Origin of the sequence: Halomonas urmiana (assembly GCF_005780185.1) — a bacterium.
GTDB classification, from domain to species: Bacteria; Pseudomonadota; Gammaproteobacteria; order Pseudomonadales; family Halomonadaceae; genus Halomonas; species Halomonas urmiana.
In genome coordinates this window covers 41,982-59,452 of the sequence record NZ_VBUI01000018.1, presented here as the reverse complement: position 1 = coordinate 59,452, position 17,471 = coordinate 41,982, and the positions used below count along the sequence as shown (strand labels likewise).

The 17,471-nt window shown below is 66.5% G+C and carries 17 protein-coding genes; 8 read left to right on the top strand and 9 right to left on the bottom strand.

The genetic code is table 11. The features are described from left to right. Positions 1-59 precede the first annotated feature (59 nt). Together putA and putP are read left to right on the top strand one after the other, a co-directional pair. Entirely contained in the window at positions 60-3,251 is a 3,192-nt protein-coding gene (gene putA / locus FEI13_RS12410) for a bifunctional proline dehydrogenase/L-glutamate gamma-semialdehyde dehydrogenase PutA (protein ID WP_138181836.1), read from the top strand. Positions 3,252-3,429: 178 nt separating this feature from the next. After that, on the top strand, positions 3,430-4,920 hold the full coding sequence (putP, locus tag FEI13_RS12405; RefSeq protein ID WP_138181835.1) for a sodium/proline symporter PutP: 1,491 nt from the start codon (positions 3,430-3,432) through the stop codon (positions 4,918-4,920). Between the two features lie 116 nt (positions 4,921-5,036). Here putP and FEI13_RS12400 read toward each other — a convergent pair whose 3' ends face one another. Beyond that, positions 5,037-5,357 carry a hypothetical protein gene (locus tag FEI13_RS12400; protein WP_138181834.1) on the bottom strand — a complete coding sequence of 107 codons (321 nt, stop codon included), beginning with the start codon at positions 5,355-5,357 and terminating at the stop codon, positions 5,037-5,039. A 260-nt stretch (positions 5,358-5,617) separates the two neighbouring features. Here FEI13_RS12400 and FEI13_RS12395 point away from each other — a divergent pair, with 260 nt between their 5' ends. Both FEI13_RS12395 and FEI13_RS12390 read left to right on the top strand, forming a co-directional pair. After that, complete coding sequence (locus FEI13_RS12395) at positions 5,618-6,181, top strand: OmpW/AlkL family protein (protein WP_138181833.1); 564 nt, start codon at positions 5,618-5,620, stop codon at positions 6,179-6,181. 198 nt (positions 6,182-6,379) lie between these two features. Then, on the top strand, positions 6,380-7,018 hold the full coding sequence (locus FEI13_RS12390; protein ID WP_138181832.1) for an OmpW/AlkL family protein: 639 nt from the start codon (positions 6,380-6,382) through the stop codon (positions 7,016-7,018). A 94-nt stretch (positions 7,019-7,112) separates the two neighbouring features. On the opposite strand, the gene FEI13_RS12385 is transcribed toward FEI13_RS12390, so the two are convergent. Together FEI13_RS12385 and FEI13_RS12380 are read right to left on the bottom strand one after the other, a co-directional pair. Continuing rightward, on the bottom strand, positions 7,113-7,613 hold the full coding sequence (locus FEI13_RS12385) for a gamma-glutamylcyclotransferase family protein (RefSeq protein WP_138181831.1): 501 nt from the start codon (positions 7,611-7,613) through the stop codon (positions 7,113-7,115). A 9-nt stretch (positions 7,614-7,622) separates the two neighbouring features. Then, complete coding sequence (locus FEI13_RS12380) at positions 7,623-7,955, bottom strand: YqcC family protein (RefSeq protein ID WP_138181830.1); 333 nt, start codon at positions 7,953-7,955, stop codon at positions 7,623-7,625. 296 nt (positions 7,956-8,251) lie between these two features. Between FEI13_RS12380 and FEI13_RS12375 the strand changes: the two genes are divergently transcribed. The 4 genes from FEI13_RS12375 to FEI13_RS12360 all read left to right on the top strand — a co-directional run bounded on the left by FEI13_RS12375 (position 8,252) and on the right by FEI13_RS12360 (position 11,262). Then, on the top strand, positions 8,252-9,277 hold the full coding sequence (locus tag FEI13_RS12375; protein WP_138181829.1) for a DUF3549 family protein: 1,026 nt from the start codon (positions 8,252-8,254) through the stop codon (positions 9,275-9,277). Between the two features lie 24 nt (positions 9,278-9,301). Further along, a complete protein-coding gene (locus tag FEI13_RS12370) occupies positions 9,302-9,739 on the top strand; it encodes an ATP-dependent zinc protease family protein (protein ID WP_138181828.1) in 438 nt (145 codons plus the stop codon). Between the two features lie 45 nt (positions 9,740-9,784). Beyond that, positions 9,785-10,693 carry a 30S ribosomal protein S6--L-glutamate ligase gene (rimK, locus tag FEI13_RS12365; RefSeq protein ID WP_138181827.1) on the top strand — a complete coding sequence of 303 codons (909 nt, stop codon included), beginning with the start codon at positions 9,785-9,787 and terminating at the stop codon, positions 10,691-10,693. Between the two features lie 122 nt (positions 10,694-10,815). After that, a complete protein-coding gene (locus tag FEI13_RS12360; protein ID WP_138181826.1) occupies positions 10,816-11,262 on the top strand; it encodes a hypothetical protein in 447 nt (148 codons plus the stop codon). Here FEI13_RS12360 and FEI13_RS12355 read toward each other — a convergent pair. The 6 genes from FEI13_RS12355 to sufB form a co-directional block, all read right to left on the bottom strand. Beyond that, positions 11,183-11,965 carry a SanA/YdcF family protein gene (locus FEI13_RS12355; RefSeq protein WP_138181825.1) on the bottom strand — a complete coding sequence of 261 codons (783 nt, stop codon included), beginning with the start codon at positions 11,963-11,965 and terminating at the stop codon, positions 11,183-11,185. The two genes, FEI13_RS12360 and FEI13_RS12355, sit on opposite strands and share 80 nt — an antisense overlap. A 20-nt stretch (positions 11,966-11,985) precedes the next feature. Further along, on the bottom strand, positions 11,986-12,558 hold the full coding sequence (gene sufT / locus FEI13_RS12350) for a putative Fe-S cluster assembly protein SufT (RefSeq protein WP_138181824.1): 573 nt from the start codon (positions 12,556-12,558) through the stop codon (positions 11,986-11,988). A gap of 18 nt (positions 12,559-12,576) precedes the next feature. Continuing rightward, the gene (locus FEI13_RS12345; protein ID WP_138181823.1) at positions 12,577-13,818 is read right to left on the bottom strand and encodes an aminotransferase class V-fold PLP-dependent enzyme; all 1,242 of its coding nucleotides are present in this window, start codon (positions 13,816-13,818) and stop codon (positions 12,577-12,579) included. 3 nt (positions 13,819-13,821) lie between these two features. Next, positions 13,822-15,171, bottom strand: a complete 1,350-nt coding sequence (sufD, locus tag FEI13_RS12340) for a Fe-S cluster assembly protein SufD (RefSeq protein ID WP_138181822.1) — start codon at positions 15,169-15,171, stop codon at positions 13,822-13,824. Continuing rightward, positions 15,168-15,920: a Fe-S cluster assembly ATPase SufC gene (gene sufC / locus FEI13_RS12335; RefSeq protein ID WP_138181821.1), complete on the bottom strand. Its 753-nt coding sequence runs from the start codon at positions 15,918-15,920 to the stop codon at positions 15,168-15,170. The genes sufD and sufC overlap by 4 nt, the downstream gene beginning before the upstream one ends. Before the next feature lie 103 nt (positions 15,921-16,023). Next, positions 16,024-17,466 carry a Fe-S cluster assembly protein SufB gene (sufB, locus tag FEI13_RS12330; protein ID WP_138181820.1) on the bottom strand — a complete coding sequence of 481 codons (1,443 nt, stop codon included), beginning with the start codon at positions 17,464-17,466 and terminating at the stop codon, positions 16,024-16,026. Positions 17,467-17,471 lie beyond the last annotated feature (5 nt).

Sequence of the window (17,471 nt, the reverse complement as noted above, 5' to 3'; positions counted from 1 at the left end):
ACAGCCCTCCGGCGGCCGGGCATCACCCTCTGACGACGGCTTACACTCTGGGGAGTTAGATGCTAAACGCCAACACCATGCTGGCAGGCGCGACCTGGCAGCAGGATCCCGATGTTCTCTTCGCGCGCATCAGCGAGCACTATGCAATCGACGAGGAAGCCTTCGTTCGCGAACTGGTCGACCTGCTGTCCGCCGACGAGGCCGATTTCGAGCGCACCGCCCACCAGGCGGCCGAGCTGGTGCGGGAAGTCCGCGAGATGGATACCGCCGTGGACTCCATCGACGAGCTGCTTCAGCAGTACAGCCTCGACACCCATGAGGGCCTGATGCTGATGTGCCTGGCCGAGGCCATGCTGCGCATCCCCGACAAGGCCACCGCCGATGCCCTGATCGAGGACAAGCTGGGCCCGTCGGACTGGAAGTCGCACCTGGGCCAGAGCGAGTCGTGGTTCGTCAACGCCTCGACCTGGGGCCTGCTGATGACCGGTCGCGTCATCAACCTGGACAAACCCAAGGAAGGCAAGCCCGCCCACTTCATCAACAAGCTCGTCAACCGCATGGGCGAGCCGGTGATTCGCCGCGCCATGTACGAGGCGATGAAGATCATGGGCAAGCAGTTCGTGCTGGGTCGTGACATCGAGGAAGCCCTCAAGCGCTCCAAGCCGCTGTTCGACAAGGGTTACACCTACTCCTACGACATGCTCGGCGAGGCCGCCCGCACTCGCGCGGATGCCAAGCGCTATTTCGAGTCCTATGCCGCGGCCATCGAGAGCGTCGGCAAGACCAGCAAGGCCCTCTCGGCCAGCACGCCTTCGCCGTCGATCTCCATCAAGCTCTCGGCCCTGCATCCCCGCTACGAGTTCGGCCGCCGCGAGCAGGTCCTCGAGGAGCTGGTCGGCACCGTTCGCGAACTGGCCGCCATGGCTCGCGAGCGCGACGTCGCCATGACCATCGATGCCGAGGAGGTCGATCGCCTGGAGCTGTCGTTGGAGGTCTTCCGCGCCGTCTACGAGAGCGACACCTGCCGCGGCTGGGGGCACTTCGGCCTGGTCGTGCAGGCCTACGCCAAGCGCGCCCTGCCGGTGCTGCACTACCTCAACCGCCTGGCCGACCGCCAGGGCGACGAGATCCCCATGCGCCTGGTCAAGGGCGCCTACTGGGACACCGAGATCAAGGAGTCCCAGCAGATCGGTGCCGATGGCTACCCGGTCTTCACCCGCAAGGCCAACACCGACGTCGCCTACCTGGCGTGCGTGAACTTCCTGCTCTCGGACAACACCCGCGGGCGCATCTTCCCGCAATTCGCGACGCACAATGCGCACACCATCAGCACCATCCTCGAGCTCGCCAACGAGGCTAGGCGCCCCTTCGAGTTCCAGCGCCTGCACGGCATGGGCGAGGCGCTCTACGACGCCGCGCTCAAGCGCGCGCCGAAGGGCACCTACTGCCGCATCTACGCGCCGGTGGGCGCTCACAAGGACCTGCTGCCCTACCTGGTGCGTCGCCTGCTCGAGAACGGCGCCAACTCCTCCTTCGTGCACCAGCTGGTCGACCCGCGCGTGCCGGTCGAGTCGCTGTGCGTGCATCCGGTCGAGACGCTCACGCAGTACTCGACCTATGCCAACAACCGGATCCCGCTGCCCAAGGACATCTATGGCCCGTCTCGGCGCAACTCACGGGGCGTCAACCTGAACATCAACAGCCAGTACCGGCCGCTGATGGACGAGATGGCCACCTTCATGGATCGTGAGTACCACGCCCGGCCGCTGCTGGCCTTCGACGTCGCCGAGGACGCCGGCGCTCGCCGCGACGTGCTCTGTCCCTTCGACCGCCGGGTCAGGGTCGGCAGCGTGCAGTGGACCTCCAGGGATCAGGCCTCCAAGGCCGTCGACGCCGCCTGGGCGGCCTTCCCGCGTTGGGACGCCACGCCGGTGGCCGAGCGCGCCGCCATCGTCAGCCGCCTAGGCGACCTGATGGAGGAGCACCTCGCCGAGCTGATGACGCTCTGCTCCCGCGAGGGCGGCAAGCTGCTGACCGACGGGGTCGACGAGATCCGCGAGGCGGTGGACTTCTGCCGCTACTATGCGGTGCGCGCCGAGGAGCTGTTCGGCAGCGCGACCCGCCTACCGGGCCCCACCGGTGAGTCCAACGAGCTGATGATGGGCGGCAAGGGCGTGTTCGCGGCGATCAGCCCCTGGAACTTCCCGATCGCGATCTTCTGCGGTCAGGTCGTGGCCGCCGCCGTCGCCGGCAACCCGGTGCTGGCCAAGCCCGCCGAGCAGACCTCGCTGGCCGCCAACCGCATCATCGAACTGCTGCATGAAGCCGGCATGCCCCGCGACGTGGTGCAGCTGCTGCCCGGCGACGGCCCCACCGTGGGCAGCGTGCTGAGCGGCGATCCGCGTATCACCGGCGTGGTCTTCACCGGCGGTACCGATACCGCCCAGATCATCAACCGGGCGCTGGCCGCCCGCGAAGGCGCCCCCCTGCCGACACTGATCGCCGAGACCGGCGGCATGAACGCCATGATCGTCGACTCGACCGCCCTGCCCGAGCAGGTCGTGGCCGATGTCATCCAGTCGGCCTTCCAGAGCGCCGGCCAGCGCTGCTCCGCCCTGCGCGTGCTCTACGTTCAGGACGTCGTGGCCGACCGAGTCATCGAGATCCTCAAGGGCGCCATGGACGAGCTGCACGTGGGCGACCCGCGCCACCTGGGCACCGACGTGGGCCCGGTGATCGACGAGGACGCGCGTCGGGGCCTGATGGCGCATATCGAGACGCTCAAGGGCGAGGGCCGCCTGGTGGCCGAGACGCGACTCGACCCGACCCATACCGCCCAAGGCACCTTCGTCGCACCGGTGGCGTTCGAGATCGATGGCATCGAGGCCCTGGAACGCGAGCAGTTCGGTCCCATCCTGCACATCGTGCGCTACCGTGCCAGCGAGATCGATGGGGTGATCGACTCCATCAATGGCCGGGGTTATGGTCTGACCTTCGGCGTGCACAGCCGCAACCAGACCTTCGCCGATGAGATCGCGCAGAAGATCCGTGCCGGCAACGTCTATATTAACCGTAATATCATCGGTGCAGTCGTGGGCGTGCAGCCCTTCGGCGGGCAAGGGCTATCGGGTACCGGTCCCAAGGCTGGTGGTCCGCACTACCTGCTGCGTTTCGCCACCGAAAAGACCGTGACGGAGAACACGGCTGCCCTGGGTGGCAACGCGTCGCTGCTGGCGCTAGGCGACGAGTGATCCCCGCTCGTCATCACAATAAGACGGAAGGAACCCCCTGATGATCGAAAGCAATGCCGCTTCTGGCTTTATCTCCGTGCCCGGCCCGATCGCGATGCTCGCCATCGACGCTACGGCCTGAAGGCGCACTAACAACTTGTCGGTGCTACATCCGACCCAATAATTTGGAGAAGTTCATATGGCTATTGGCGTGTGGATCAGTCTATTTGCCTACTTTGCGCTCATGATCGCCATCGGCTTTTATGCCATGCGCAAGTCCACTTCCACGTCCGAAGATTACATGCTGGGCGGCCGGGCCCTCAGTCCCCAGGTCGCCGCCCTGTCGGCCGGCGCGTCGGACATGAGCGGCTGGTTGCTGCTGGGCCTGCCCGGCGCCATGTTCGTATCGGGCCTGGGGTCGGCCTGGATCGGCATTGGCCTGCTCGTGGGGGCGTTCTTCAACTGGACGCTGGTGGCGCCCCGTCTTCGCGAGCAGACGCTCCACTACAACGACGCGATCACCATTCCGGAATTCCTGGGAAATCGGTTCCCGACTCAGGCCATTCCGCTGAGAACGGTGTCCGCTATCGTCATCGTGGTCTTTTTCGCGGTCTATACCGCTTCGGGCCTGGTGGCTGGCGGCAAGCTGTTCGAAAGCGCGTTTGCCGGCGTCATCAACATCGGCGGCATGAGCGACTACGCCGCCGGCGTGGCCATCACCCTGGTCGTGGTGCTGGCCTATACGGTGGTCGGCGGTTTCCTGGCCGTAAGCATGACGGACTTCGTGCAGGGCTGCATCATGATGCTGGCACTAGTGATCATGCCGGCGGTGGTGCTGTTCGGCGAGGGGGGTGGCGGCTTCGGCCAGGCTTCCCAGACCCTGAATGAGGTCGATCCCACGCTGCTCTCCTGGACGGAAGGGCTGACCATCGTCGGCTGGCTGTCGGCGGTGACCTGGGGGCTTGGCTACTTCGGCCAGCCGCATATCATCGTGCGCTTCATGGCCATCCGGTCTCAGAAGGACGTTCCTATTGCTCGTAACATCGGCATGAGCTGGATGCTCATCTCCCTGATCGGGGCGGTCTCGCTGGGCATCTTCGGCCGAGCCTATGCCGTCCGCAACGGCATGAATGTGGAAGACCCAGAAACGATCTTCATCATCCTCGCAGACCTGCTGTTCCACCCGCTGGTCACCGGCTTCCTCTTTGCGGCCCTGCTGGCGGCGATCATGAGTACCATTTCCAGCCAGCTGCTGGTGTCGTCCTCTTCCCTGACCGAGGACTTCTACCGCCTCTTCCTGCGCAAGGAAGCGAAGGAGAAGGAGGTCGTCGCCATCGGCCGGCTTTGTGTCGTGTTGGTGGGTCTGGTGGCCGCCGTCATCGCCTCGGATCCGACCTCCAAGGTGCTGGGTCTGGTCAGTAACGCCTGGGCAGGGTTCGGTTCGGCGTTCGGCCCGCTGATTATCCTGTCACTGATGTGGCCGCGCACGAACGGTGCCGGCGCCCTCGCGGGCATGGTGGCGGGGGCCCTCACCGTCATGCTCTGGATTAACCTGGGCTGGAACGCATCGTTCATGGGCGGTCCCGGGGTGTATGAGATCATTCCCGGCTTCATCGCGGCCTTCATCGCCATCATGGTGGTCAGCAGCGTGACCGCCGATGCCGGTGAATATCGGGAAATCACGCGGTAACGAGCACGCGTCTGTCGCTTGAGGCAGTTAAAGGGCTCCTGCGGGGGCCCTTTTCCGTTGGTACGACGGGCCGCGGGACACCAGGCCGCCTTCGGGCGGCTTTCGTCGTCTCGGGATCAGCCCCACACCTCGAGCCACACGACCACGCCCGCGAAGCCCCACAGGGCCCATCGATTCCAGGTCATGCCCGACAGGCGCCAGAGCCGGCCCTCACCCACCTCGAGGGCCAGCGGCCGCACGAAGGCCGCCCCCAGTGTCCAGGCGCCGAGCAGGATCAGCGGCAGGCGCCACGCCATCGGCACCGCGAGGAAGAGCTCGGGGTGAAGCAGCAGCCAGACCGCCACGCCCGCCGCCAGCAGGAGCCCCAGCAGCGGACGGTCGAGGCGGCTGGCGCGGCGCCCGATAAAACCGGTGGTAAAGAGAGTTCGGCCAGCCATGAGCGGCTCCGGTGGTAACGTCCACCTTGAGTGAAGCCGATTTTCGACATGCTTTCGAGGCGTCGTGAAGGAAAAGCCAAAAAGTTGTACAAGGAATGTAGACTTCCACTATGGTGGTTACATGATCCCGCCACATAATCGCCACCACTCCCTATCCACGTCATAGAAAATTGCTACAAGCCTTTAACAAGACACTCCCGCTATGCTCATGAGTCACACCTATCGCTCACCCGATCGATTGATGACACGAGGGACCCTCCATGAACCCCAAGCATCTGATCGCCGCGGCCGCCCTCGCCACAACCGGCCTGATCGCCGCCCAGGGGGCCATGGCCTACCTGATCGATGATATCGACGAGACCGGGAAGCTGGAGGTCTCCGATGAGCGCGGCATGGCCTACGCCGTAGGCTACCTGTTCAGCGACAGGCTAGGCATCGAACTCAACGGCACCGAGGCCGTCGAGCACCGGCTCAGCACCGCGGCCCTCGATAGTCCTTCCGGTGGCGTGGATCGGCTGCCCGTCAACCTGACGCTCAACTACTACCCGATGGGCGGCACCGACGCCCGCATCCAGCCCTATGCCGGCATCGGCGTCAACTACACCCACGTCTCCGAGGAAGAGCTCGAGGAGCTGGACGTCGACGCCGCCTACGGATTGGCCGGCCAGATCGGGCTCGACATGGCGGTCAGGCGCTACCTGCTGGTCGGCGCCTTCGCTCGGTACGCCAACGTCGAGGCCGACGTCAGCGTCGAGGGCTCGGCGCTCGGCGAGGCCGATATCGACCCGATGACCCTCGGCGGTGGCGCCACCTTCCGCTTCTGATCCGTTACCAGCCGCGGTGTGTCGCACCGCACATGGCAGCATCGGGCCCAGTACACGATGTCGCCGCGTCTTTACCTTCAGCGCCGTGACGCTCAATCCTTGCGCTGGATCAATATCCTCCAGAAATGACGCCGATAGACTGTTGGCAGGATCCGACGCGGCAAGGCCGCCGCCCTCTCGTTTATCAGGAGATGACCCATGCACAAGAACGTCCTTCCCTCCCTGCTCGTGGCCGGCATTGCCGCCGCCGCCTTCACCACCAGCACCCAGGCCTTCGCCTACGGCGCCGGAGACTTCTTTACCCGTGTGGGCGTCGCCAAGGTCGAGCCCAAGAGCGATAACGGCGAGGTGGATACTGCTCTCGGCAAGTTCGAGGTAGATGTCCAGGACGATAGCGCCTTCGCCTTTACCCTGGGCTATCGCTTCACCGACAAGCTGGGCGTCGAACTGCTGGCCGCCGAACCCTTCGATCATGAGATCAAGCTCAACGGCGCGAACATCGCCGCCACCGACCATCTTCCGCCGACCCTGACCGTGCAGTACTACCCGCTGGGCGGCACCGACGCCCGCATCCAGCCCTATGCCGGCATCGGCGTCAACTACACTATCTTCTCCGACGAAGAGCTGGATGTGAGCGGAGTGGACCTTGAGCTGGACGACTCCTGGGGCGCGGCCGGCCAGGTGGGCGTCGACCTGCTGATCGATGACCACTGGGCGCTCAACGCCGCCGCCTGGTACCTGGATATCGACACCGATGCCACCGTCGGTGGTGCTGATGCCGGCGAAGTGGAGATCGACCCGGTGGTGGTGATGGCCGGCGTCAGCTATCGCTTCTGATCGCCCCGCCCGAGACGACAAGGCCCGCCAACTGGCGGGCCTTGTCGTTCTGGGCGATGACTCTGGGCCTAGTGCGCCTGGCCGTGGCAAGACGCTAGCGCGGGCTCTCGCGCGAGAGCCCGAGGGCGGCCAGGGTCGGCGCATCGAGGCCGGCCACCGCCTCCACCGCAGCGAGGCGAGCATGGTAGTCGGGCGTCAGGAAGGGCTCGCCGGCCAGCAGATGCTCGAGGTACTCCCGGGCCGGGCGCAGGGCCTCGGCGGTGGTGCCCGGCGCGGCGATATAGACCCAGGCCTCGATCGTGCCCTCGTGCGTCGCGATCGGCAGGCGATGACGGTCATACTCGTGGGGATAGCCCTCGAAGGGGTCCATGTCGCGAATCTGCTCGGGATGCGCGAGCTCGAACAGCGCACCCTCCACCCGTTTGCCGGCTGACGCCGCCACGTTGGCATGGGCGATGCCCGCCACCGTCGAGGCCTTGTCGAAGCGCAGGGCATGATCGTGCAGTACCCCGGCCAGGGCCCGGCGGGTACGCCCGATCCGGGCGGCGACCCGCTCGGCATTCATGTTGCTGCCATAGGCGAAATAGAAGGGCATCGGGCGGCCTCAGTTCTCGGTAACCAGGCGATCGATCTCCTCGACCACGCGGCACATCAGCAGCCGATCGCTTGGGCGCGCGCCCTCCTGTTTCAGCCACGCCTCCACCGCCGGTGCCACGTCGCACTGGGCCGGCATCGGCGAGCGCGTCTCGACCAGCACTTCCAGGCGCACGATGAAGACGAAGCGCAGCCACTGGGGCAGCGTCATGGTATCGATGCAGAACGGCTGCACGCTGTCGAAGGCGTGCGGCTCGGGGCGTTCCATGCGCCACAGGCTGGCGGCCTTCATGGTGGCTTCGAGCTCGCGCAGGGCGGCGGCGAGTTCGTCGTGAACGGTCATGGACAATCTCTCTGATGCATTTGTGCCCATTATCCCCGCTCGCCCCCGTCGCTGGCCACCCCAGCGGGTTGTCCACCGCGCACGAGGCGACCCGCATCGGCCTTGTGCACAATGCACAGATATCCTGAACGGCCCTGTGGATAAGCACTGGAAAGATGCCCCCTGGCCAGGCCTCATGCGCCTTGGCGTCGACTGATCAGGAAATGACCAGCGTGACGGCGGCGATGCGACGCCCCGGATGGCTGACAGCACCCCGGCGCCGCGGTAGAGTGCACGGTTCGTGACCCGGAGACAGCATGCAAGCGATCAATAGCCTTCACGATTTCTTCCAGCGCAGCGGTGCCGAGGTGCGGCTCTATCACCTGGGACGGCGCGTCGAGCCCTGCCCGCTCGACACCCTGGCCGCCTTCGAGGCTGGCGAGCTGGCCTGGCCGGCGCCGTGGCAGGGCGCCGCGCGCCTGGCCATGGTCTTCCGCCTGGGCGAGATGGACGACCCGCTGATCTGGTTCCTGGCCCTGCCGCTGGACGAGCAGGGCCACCTTGACCCGGCTCCCCGCGACGCCTTCGTGCAGCGCCTGCTGGAGACCCTGGGCCGCAGCGTGCAGGGCCTGGGCCGGGCCGAGGGCGAACGGATCGACAACCTGATGAAGGACAATCCGCTGGCCTTCACGCCCTCGCTGCCCTTCCGGGCCGTGTTGCACGCACGCGCCAGCCGGGATGCCGGCCGACCGGCCAGCGAGCATCTGGAACCCGCCGAGGCCTACCTGACCGGGCAGCAGACGATCGACTGGCGCGCCCTGGGACTGCAGGGGCTAGCCGACACCGTGGTGCGCCTGGACGCCACCACGAGCCAAGCCATCGCCGCCCACCTCGATGCCCTGCCCGGGGAGGTGCTGACCTCGCTGTGCTACTGCCTGGAGCACGTGGCCATCGACGATGATCTCGCACGAGCGCTGCGGCGGCGGGGCGAGGCCGCCGGCGCCAGCGGCGACATCGAGACCTTCTGCGCCTGTGTACGCGCCATGGGCGGCGCCTCGACTGAGCAGGCCGGCGCCTGGTTCGATGCCCTGCTCGACGATCCGGATGCCTGCGGCCCCGACCTGCTGGCCGCCATGGCCGGACGCGGCTGGCACCACCTGGAGGACGCCGAGCGCCTGCCCCGCTTCCTCACGCGCCTGGCCGAAGCCCCCGGCACCGACTTCATGGCCGTGGCCCGTGACCTGGCCCTGATCCCGCGGCTGCGCCTGCCGCTGCTGATGACGCTGCGCGAGGCCGAGGCGGAGTCCGCCATTGGCCGACGCCTGGCAGACCTGTCACGCTGAGCACAGAGACTTGAGAGCGAGACGATGAAAGAACTGCCCTATACGCCCAAGGCGGTGATCGGCCGCCGCGAGATGGTGACGCTGCCGGAGCTACACCTGACTCTGTGCGCCAAGGCCGACACCGGCGCCCGGACGTCGGCGCTGCACGCCGAGGACATCGAATCCTATGAAGAGGATGGCCACCTCTGGGTCGGCTTCACCACGCGTAGCGGAGGCCCCGGTACGCCGGCACACGTGCATCGCATGCACCTGCACGATCGGCGCCGGGTGACCAGCTCCAACGGCCAGGCCGAATGGCGCTATGTGATCCGCACGACCATGCAGCTGGGCACCCTCTCCTTCCCGGTGGAGCTCAGCCTGACCGACCGCCGCGACATGCGCCACCCCATGCTGCTGGGGCGACGCGCGCTGCGTCGCCTGCTGGTCGCACCCGGCGTCGCCTTCCTTCACGGCGAGCCCTGAGCCCCCCGTCCTACACCGCCTCGTCCCGATCCGGAGTCCCGCTGAATGCATATCGCGCTGCTGTCCCGCAATCGCAACCTCTACTCCACGCGGCGCCTGATCGAGGCCGCCGAGCAGCGCGGCCACAGCGCCCGCGTGGTCGACACCCTGCGCTGCTACATGAGCATCGCCTCGCACCATCCCTCGATCCACTACAAGGGGCAGGAGCTCGAGCCGTTCGACGCGGTGATCCCGCGCATCGGCTCCTCGATCACCTTCTACGGCTGCGCGGTGCTGCGCCAGTTCGAGATGATGGGCACCTACGTGCTCAACGACAACGTCTCCATCACGCGCTCCCGGGACAAGCTGCGCTCGCTGCAGCTGCTCTCGCGCAAGGGGCTGGGGCTGCCGATCACCGGCTTCGCCCACTCCCCGGACGACATTCCCGACCTGATCACCATGGTCAGGAACGCGCCGCTGGTCATCAAACTGCTGGAGGGCACCCAGGGCATCGGCGTGGTGCTGGCCGAGACCAACCAGGCCGCCGAGAGCGTAATCCAGGCCTTCATGGGCATGAAGGCCAACATCATGGTGCAGGAATACATCAAGGAGGCGAAGGGCGCCGATATCCGCTGTTTCGTGATCGGCGACAAGGTGGTGGCCTCGATGAAGCGCCAGGCCGCCGAGGGTGAGTTCCGTTCCAATCTGCACCGCGGCGGTAGCGCCAGCACCATCCGCATCACGCCGGAGGAGCGCTCCACGGCCATCCGCGCAGCCAAGGCGATGGGGCTCAGGGTGGCCGGCGTCGACCTGCTGCGCTCCAACCATGGCCCGGTGATCATGGAGGTCAACTCCTCGCCGGGCCTGCAGGGCATCGAGACGGCCACCGGTAAGGACATCGCCTCGCTGGTCATCGAGCACCTGGAGCGCAACGCCGCCCCGCGCCGCAAGGTGCCGCCTCGTCCCAAGGGCTGAGGGTCGAGGGAGGCGACCTGCGTCCAAAGACTAACGGCGAACCCGTGATTTATTGATCCGCAGGGGTGGCAAATGCACGGCGACAGCCCCACAATCTGCGTCACCGGAGGAGGTGACCGCTCATGTTTCTCGACAATCGCCAGGTGGCGATGGACAGTGCCCTCGAGGCGATGGCCGACAGCATCGACTATTTTCAGGACAATCTGGAACGCCTGATGCCCTCGCTGCGCGACACCCTGAAGCCTCATTACGAGGCCAGGGCTCAGTCGATGCACGAGCTCCAGGAGCTGTCGCGCAAGCACCTCAACCTGCTACCCCGCGATGCCGATGTGGAGCGCGACGACTACATGTGGCTGTGGAGCCGGCTGAAGAGCTTCGTGGGCAACGAAAGCCAGGTAGTGATCGGCGAGCTGCTGGAGCAGGAGCGGGTGCTGATGCAGGCGCTCTCGACGCTGTTCACCCATCCCCTTCCCGAGCCGCTTGAGCCGGTCATCGAGGAGTGCTGGAAGGGCTGCCGGGCGCTGATTCAGGAGCTGTATCGCCTGCAGAAGCAGCGCCAGAAACGCTGAACATCCCCGGCGGCAGCAGCAGGCGCTCGCGCTCGTCCGGCATGATGTCCAACGGCTCGAGCGGCCCCAGAAAGTGCGGCTCGCGCTCCCACACGTAGAGATCTCCCAGGGTGGCCACCCGCGCCACCCACTCGCGCAGCCTGAGCCGCCAGAGCCCGGACACCGCACGCTCCGGCGCCGCGCAGCCGCGCACCTCCAGGCCCAGTGCCCCGCCGATAAACAGTGCCCGCGGCAGGTGCCAGTCCTGGGTGATCAGCAGTGCACGCTTCACGCCGAACACGTCCCGCGCCCGCGCCAGAGTGTCGAAGGTGCTGAAGCCGGCATAGTCCAGGGTCATGTCCACGTCGCGCACGTCGCGGCCGCGCAGGTCGCGCCACATGGTGACGGGCTCGTTGTAGTAGCGGGTGCTGTTGTCGCCCGAGATCAGCAGATGATCGACCCGCCTCTGGTGGATCAGCCGGGCGGCGGCCTCCATCCGTCCCTCGAAGTGCGGGTTGCGGCTGCCGCTGCGCGTCCAGTGGGAGGTACCGAAGACGATGCCCACCGGCTCGCTGGCGCACTGCGCGGAGACCGGCTCGATGCGCCCCACGGTGCGACCCAGCACGTAGACGTTGGCCAGCACGAACAGCAGCGCCGCCAGGAGCGCAAGCGCACCCAGCGTCATCAGTACTCCCTTGCAGACCGTCCAGAGTGGCAGGCGCATGGATCTCCCCGGCGCAACCGCTAGAACATCCCCAGTTCCAGCTTCGCTTCGTCGCTCATCATCTCACGACTCCAGGGGGGATCGAACACGATCTCGGTGTGCACCTTGCTGATCTGCGGAGCGCCGAGGATCTTGTTACGCGCATCGGCGGCGATCACGTCGCCCATGCCGCAGCCCGGGGCGGTCAGGGTCATGCGGATGGTGACGAGGCGCTCGCCGGTGATCAGCCGCTCGATGCGACAGCCGTAGACCAGGCCCAGGTCGACGATGTTGACGGGGATCTCGGGATCGAAGCAGGTGCGCAGCTGGTCCCACACGAACTGCTCGATCTCCTCCTCGGTGGCCGCCTCAGAAAGCGTCGGGCGCGGCAGCGCCGGGAGGCCCAGGGCGTCCAGGTTGGCGCCCTCGATCAGGTAGAGGCGCCCCTCGAACCCCACGCTCACCGTGCTGCCCTTGGCCTGCATCACGCTGACGATGCTGTCCTCGGTCAGGGTCACGGTCTTGCCGAAGGGAATGGAGATCGCCGCCACGTCACGCTGCAGGGGCAGCTCCTGCCCCTTGTGGAGGGTGGCTATCTGCTCGATATCGCTCATGTCGCTCCTTGATAGGCCTCAGCGCAGCATGCCGATGACACGCTCGAGCCCCTCGACGAAGACGTCGATCTCCTCGGGCGTATTGTAGGCGGCGAAAGAGGCCCGGCAGGTAGCATCCACCCCGAACCGCGCCAGCAGCGGCTGGGCACAATGGTGGCCGGTACGGATTGCCACCCCGAGCTGGTCGATCAACAGCCCGATATCCTGGGAGTGCGCTCCATCAACCACGAACGACAATACGCCCGCCTTGTCCGGCGCAGTGCCCAGGATACGCAGCCCCTCGATGCCCTGTATCCCCTCGGTGGCATGCTCGAGCAAACGCGCTTCCCAGGCGCCAATCAATTCGAGTCCGATCCCCTGGACCCACTGCAGGGCACGCCCCAGGGCGATCACCTCGGCGATGGCCGGGGTGCCGGCCTCGAACTTGTGCGGGATGTCGGCGAAGGTGGTCGGCGCCTCGAAGGAGACCGTCTTGATCATCTCGCCGCCGCCCTGCCAGGGCGGCATCGCCTCGAGCAGCTCGGCCTTGCCATAGAGCACGCCCACGCCGGTAGGCCCATAGACCTTGTGGCCGGAGAAGGCGTAGAAGTCGGCGTCGATGGCCTGGACGTCGATGGCCTGATGGGGCGCGGCCTGGGCGCCGTCGATCAGGATGCGGGCGCCGTGCTCATGGGCCACGCGAGCCATCTCAACCACCGGGTTGACGGTGCCGAAGGCGTTGGAAATGTGATTCACCGCAACCAGGCGGGTGCGCTCGGTGAAGAGGTCGCGATAGGCCGCGAGGTCCAGCGCGCCGCGCTCGTCGACCGGAATCACCTTGATGGTGAAGCCGAGCTCACCGGCCAGCAGCTGCCAGGGCACGATGTTGGAGTGGTGCTCCAGGCGCGAGATCAGCACCTCGTCGCCGGCCTTGAGGTTGGCCCGCCCCCAGCTGCTCACCACCAGGTTGATCGCCTCGGTGGTGCCGCGGGTGAAGACGATCTCGCGTTGGTCCGCGGCGTTCAGGAAGGCGCGCACCGTCTCTCGCGTGCCTTCGAAGGCCGCGGTGGCCTCGTCGGCCAGGGTGTGCAGGCCGCGGTGGATGTTGGCGTTGTAACGACCATAGTAGTCGTCGAACACCTCGATCACCTGGCGCGGCGTCTGGCTGGTGGCGGCATTGTCCAGGTAGACGAGCGGCTTGCCGTGGACCTCTCGATCGAGGATCGGGAAGTCGCGTCGCAGCTTCGCCACGTCCAGCGTCAGGTCGCTGAAATCGGCCATCGCTTACTCCTCGTTCAGGGCCACGGCGGCTTCCACCAGGCCGGCCAGGTGGAAACGCTCGGGCAGCTTGCCGGCGACGGCCAGCTCGACCCGCTCGGCCACGGCGTCGAGATCCACCTGCTCCATCACCTCGCCGGCGAAGGCCAGGGTCAGCAGGCCACGGGCGGTCTGCTCGTCGATGCCGCGGGTGCGCAGGGCGAACACCGCCTCCTCGTCGAGCTGGCCGGTGGTGCTGCCATGGGAGCACTTGACGTCGTCGGCGTAGATCTCGAGCTCGGGCTTGGTGTCGATCTCGGCGCGGTCGGAGAGCAGCAGGTTGGCGTTGCTCTGGTAGCCCTCGATCTGCTGGCTGTCGCGCTTGACCATCACCTTGCCGTTGAACACGCCATGGGCGCGGTCATCGAGGATGCCCTTGTAGTTCTCGTTGGAGTAGGTGCGCGGCGCGTTGTGATTGACCAGGGTGTGGTTGTCCACGTGCTGACGCCCCTGGCCGTAGAACAGGCCGTAGAGGTTGGCCTCGGCCCCCTGACCATTGAGCTCGGCCACCAGGTCGTTGCGCACCAGGCCGCCACCCAGGTTCAGGTTGAAGGAGGTGTAGCGGCTGTCGCGGGCCTGCTCGACGTGGAGGCTGGCCACATGCAGATCCTGAAGCGAGGCCTCCTGCAGCTTGTAGTGGGTGAGGATCGCGCCGCGCTCGAGGATGATCTCCTCGACCAGGTTAGTGAAGTTGGCGGCGCCCTCCTCGCCCACGTGGTGCTCGATCACCGTGGCCTCGCTACGCCCGGCCATCTGGATCAGGATGCGCGGATGGCTCATCACCGCCTGCTCGCCGGACCGGGAGAGGAACTGCAGCACGATGGGCTTCTCGACCACGGTGCCCGGCGCGAGCCGCAGCACCGCACCCTCCTCCATGAAGGCGGTATTGAGGGCGGCGAAGGCGGAGAACTCGACGCCGGTCAGCCGGCCCAGCGGCCCGCCCACGGCCTCGTGGTTCTCCTCGAGGGCCGCCGAGAGTGGCATCAGCGCAACGCCCCCGGGCAGCTCGTCGAGCCGCGACAGGGCCGGGGCGAAGACGCCGTCGACGAAGGTCAGGCGGTGCGCCTCGATCGGCAGCGTCAGCGCCGCCGCGCTGGCGGGCGAGAACTCGGCGTCGCCGGCCAGGGCGAAGTCGCCCCGGGCGATGGCGCGCACGTCGGTGTACTTCCACGCCTCGACCCGGCGATGGGGAAAGCCCATGGCCTCGAAGCGCGCGGCACCCGCCTGGCGCCGTGCGGCGATCCAGGTGGGCTCCGGCCCGCGGGCGGCGTTGCGCTCGGCCAGGCGGTCGAGGAAGGTCTTCACGTCTTCACTCATGCGGCGGACTCCTCCTGCACCCAGTCATAGCCACGGCTCTCGAGCTCGAGGGCGAGGGCGGCATCACCGCTCTTGACGATGCGCCCGTCGACCAGCACGTGGACCCGGTCCGGCACGATGTAGTCGAGCAGGCGCTGATAGTGGGTCACCAGTAGGATGGCCCGGTCCTCGGCGCGCAGGGAGTTGACGCCGTCGGCGACCACCTTCATGGCATCGATATCCAGGCCCGAGTCGATCTCGTCGAGCATCGCGAGCCTGGGCTGCAGCACCAGCATCTGCAGGATCTCGTTGCGCTTCTTCTCGCCGCCGGAGAAGCCCTCGTTGACGGCGCGCTGCAGGAAGCTGGTGTCCATCTTCATGGAGGCCACCTTCTCCTTGATCAGCTTCATGAACTCCGGCGCCGGGATCTCGCCCAACCCTTCGGCCTCGCGCTTGGCATTCAGCGCCGCCTTGAGCAGGTAGATGTTCTTCACCCCCGGGATCTCCACCGGGTACTGGAAGCCCAGCAGCAGGCCGGCACGGGCGCGCTCCTCGATCTCCATCTCCAGCACATCCTGGCCCTCGAAGGTGATCGAGCCCTTCGTCACCTCGTAGCCGTCCTTGCCGGCGATCACCGCCGAGAGGGTCGACTTGCCGGCCCCGTTGGGACCCATGATGGCGTGGACCTCACCGGCGTTGATGGTCAGGCTGAGGCCCTTGAGGATCTCGGAACCCTCGGCCGTGACGTGCAGATCCTTGACTTCGAGCATGTTGACTACCTTTGATTCGTGGTGAGCCGCCGGCGCGACTCCTTGAATGTCTTGACCTTTTCGCGAATCCGGAGAAACGCGCGAGCGACGCGCAGCCGTTTTCTCAACCAACGGCGCCTTCCAGGGTCACGTTCAGCAACGCCTCGGCCTCCACGGCAAACTCCATCGGCAACTCCTGGAAGACGTCCTTGCAGAAGCCGTTGACGATCATGCTGACCGCATCTTCCTCGGAGATGCCGCGGCTCTGGCAGTAGAACAGCTGGTCCTCGCCGATCTTGGAGGTGGTGGCCTCGTGCTCCACCGTGGCGGTGCTGTTGCCGATCTCCTGGTAGGGGAAGGTGTGGGCGCCGCACTGATCGCCGATCAGCAGGGAGTCACACTGGGTGAAGTTGCGCGCGCCCTTGGCTCGCGGGCCCACCTTCACCAGCCCGCGGTAGGACTGGTTGCTGCGACCGGCGGAGATGCCCTTGGAGACGATATAGGAGCGCGTGCCCTCGCCGATGTGGATCATCTTGGTGCCGGTGTCGGCCTGCTGGCGGCCGTTGGTCACCGCCACGGAGTAGAACTCGCCGATGCTATCCTTGCCGCGCAGCACGCAGGAGGGGTACTTCCAGGTGATGGCCGAGCCGGTCTCGACCTGGGTCCAGCTGATCCGCGAGCGATCGCCGCGGCAGTCACCGCGCTTGGTGACGAAGTTGTAGATGCCGCCCTTGCCGTCCTCATCGCCGGGGTACCAGTTCTGCACCGTGGAGTACTTGATGTAGGCGTCTTCCAGGGCCACCAGCTCGACCACCGCGGCGTGCAGCTGGTTCTCGTCGCGCTGGGGCGCGGTGCAGCCCTCCAGGTAGGAGACCTGGGCGCGGCTCTCGCAGACGATCAGGGTGCGCTCGAACTGGCCGGTGTTGGCGGCGTTGATGCGGAAGTAGGTGGAGAGCTCCATCGGGCAGGTCACGCCTTCCGGCACGAAGACGAAGGAGCCGTCGGTGAAGACCGCCGAGTTGAGCGCCGCGAAGTAGTTGTCGCCCTGGGGCACCACGCTGCCCAGGTACTGCCGGACCAGCTCCGGGTAGTCGCGGATCGCCTCGGAGATGGCGCAGAAGATCACCCCCGCCTCGTGCAGCTTCTCCTTGAAGGTGGTCGTCACCGACACGGAGTCGAAGACCGCGTCCACCGCCACACCGGCCAGTGCCGCCCGCTCGTGCAGCGGAATGCCGAGCTTCTCGTAGGTCTCGAGCAGCTTGGGGTCGACCTCGTCGAGGCTCTGGGGCTTGTCCTCATCGCGCTTGGGCGCGCTGTAGTAGGAGATCGCCTGGTAGTCGATGGGCGGGTAGTCGAGGTGGGCCCAGGAGGGCGGCGTCATCTTGAGCCACTGGTGGTAGGCCTTGAGCCGCCACTCCAGCATCCACTCCGGCTCGCCCTTCTTGTTCGAGATGAAGGCGATGGTGCTCTCATCCAGGCCGGGCGGTACCGTGTCGCTTTCGATGTCGGTCACGAAGCCTTCCTTGTATTCGCGACGGACAAGCTGTTCCATTTCCTGACTTGCCATGATGT

What these genes read in the sequence shown, in the direction of transcription:
- putA (WP_138181836.1), top strand. Translation starts at nt 60, where the DNA reads ATGCTAAACGCCAACACCATGCTGGCAGGCGCGACCTGGCAGCAGGAT.
- putP (WP_138181835.1), top strand. Translation starts at nt 3,430, where the DNA reads ATGGCTATTGGCGTGTGGATCAGTCTATTTGCCTACTTTGCGCTCATG.
- FEI13_RS12400 (WP_138181834.1), bottom strand. Translation starts at nt 5,357, where the DNA reads ATGGCTGGCCGAACTCTCTTTACCACCGGTTTTATCGGGCGCCGCGCC.
- FEI13_RS12395 (WP_138181833.1), top strand. Translation starts at nt 5,618, where the DNA reads ATGAACCCCAAGCATCTGATCGCCGCGGCCGCCCTCGCCACAACCGGC.
- FEI13_RS12390 (WP_138181832.1), top strand. Translation starts at nt 6,380, where the DNA reads ATGCACAAGAACGTCCTTCCCTCCCTGCTCGTGGCCGGCATTGCCGCC.
- FEI13_RS12385 (WP_138181831.1), bottom strand. Translation starts at nt 7,613, where the DNA reads ATGCCCTTCTATTTCGCCTATGGCAGCAACATGAATGCCGAGCGGGTC.
- FEI13_RS12380 (WP_138181830.1), bottom strand. Translation starts at nt 7,955, where the DNA reads ATGACCGTTCACGACGAACTCGCCGCCGCCCTGCGCGAGCTCGAAGCC.
- FEI13_RS12375 (WP_138181829.1), top strand. Translation starts at nt 8,252, where the DNA reads ATGCAAGCGATCAATAGCCTTCACGATTTCTTCCAGCGCAGCGGTGCC.
- FEI13_RS12370 (WP_138181828.1), top strand. Translation starts at nt 9,302, where the DNA reads ATGAAAGAACTGCCCTATACGCCCAAGGCGGTGATCGGCCGCCGCGAG.
- rimK (WP_138181827.1), top strand. Translation starts at nt 9,785, where the DNA reads ATGCATATCGCGCTGCTGTCCCGCAATCGCAACCTCTACTCCACGCGG.
- FEI13_RS12360 (WP_138181826.1), top strand. Translation starts at nt 10,816, where the DNA reads ATGTTTCTCGACAATCGCCAGGTGGCGATGGACAGTGCCCTCGAGGCG.
- FEI13_RS12355 (WP_138181825.1), bottom strand. Translation starts at nt 11,965, where the DNA reads ATGCGCCTGCCACTCTGGACGGTCTGCAAGGGAGTACTGATGACGCTG.
- sufT (WP_138181824.1), bottom strand. Translation starts at nt 12,558, where the DNA reads ATGAGCGATATCGAGCAGATAGCCACCCTCCACAAGGGGCAGGAGCTG.
- FEI13_RS12345 (WP_138181823.1), bottom strand. Translation starts at nt 13,818, where the DNA reads ATGGCCGATTTCAGCGACCTGACGCTGGACGTGGCGAAGCTGCGACGC.
- sufD (WP_138181822.1), bottom strand. Translation starts at nt 15,171, where the DNA reads ATGAGTGAAGACGTGAAGACCTTCCTCGACCGCCTGGCCGAGCGCAAC.
- sufC (WP_138181821.1), bottom strand. Translation starts at nt 15,920, where the DNA reads ATGCTCGAAGTCAAGGATCTGCACGTCACGGCCGAGGGTTCCGAGATC.
- sufB (WP_138181820.1), bottom strand. Translation starts at nt 17,466, where the DNA reads ATGGCAAGTCAGGAAATGGAACAGCTTGTCCGTCGCGAATACAAGGAA.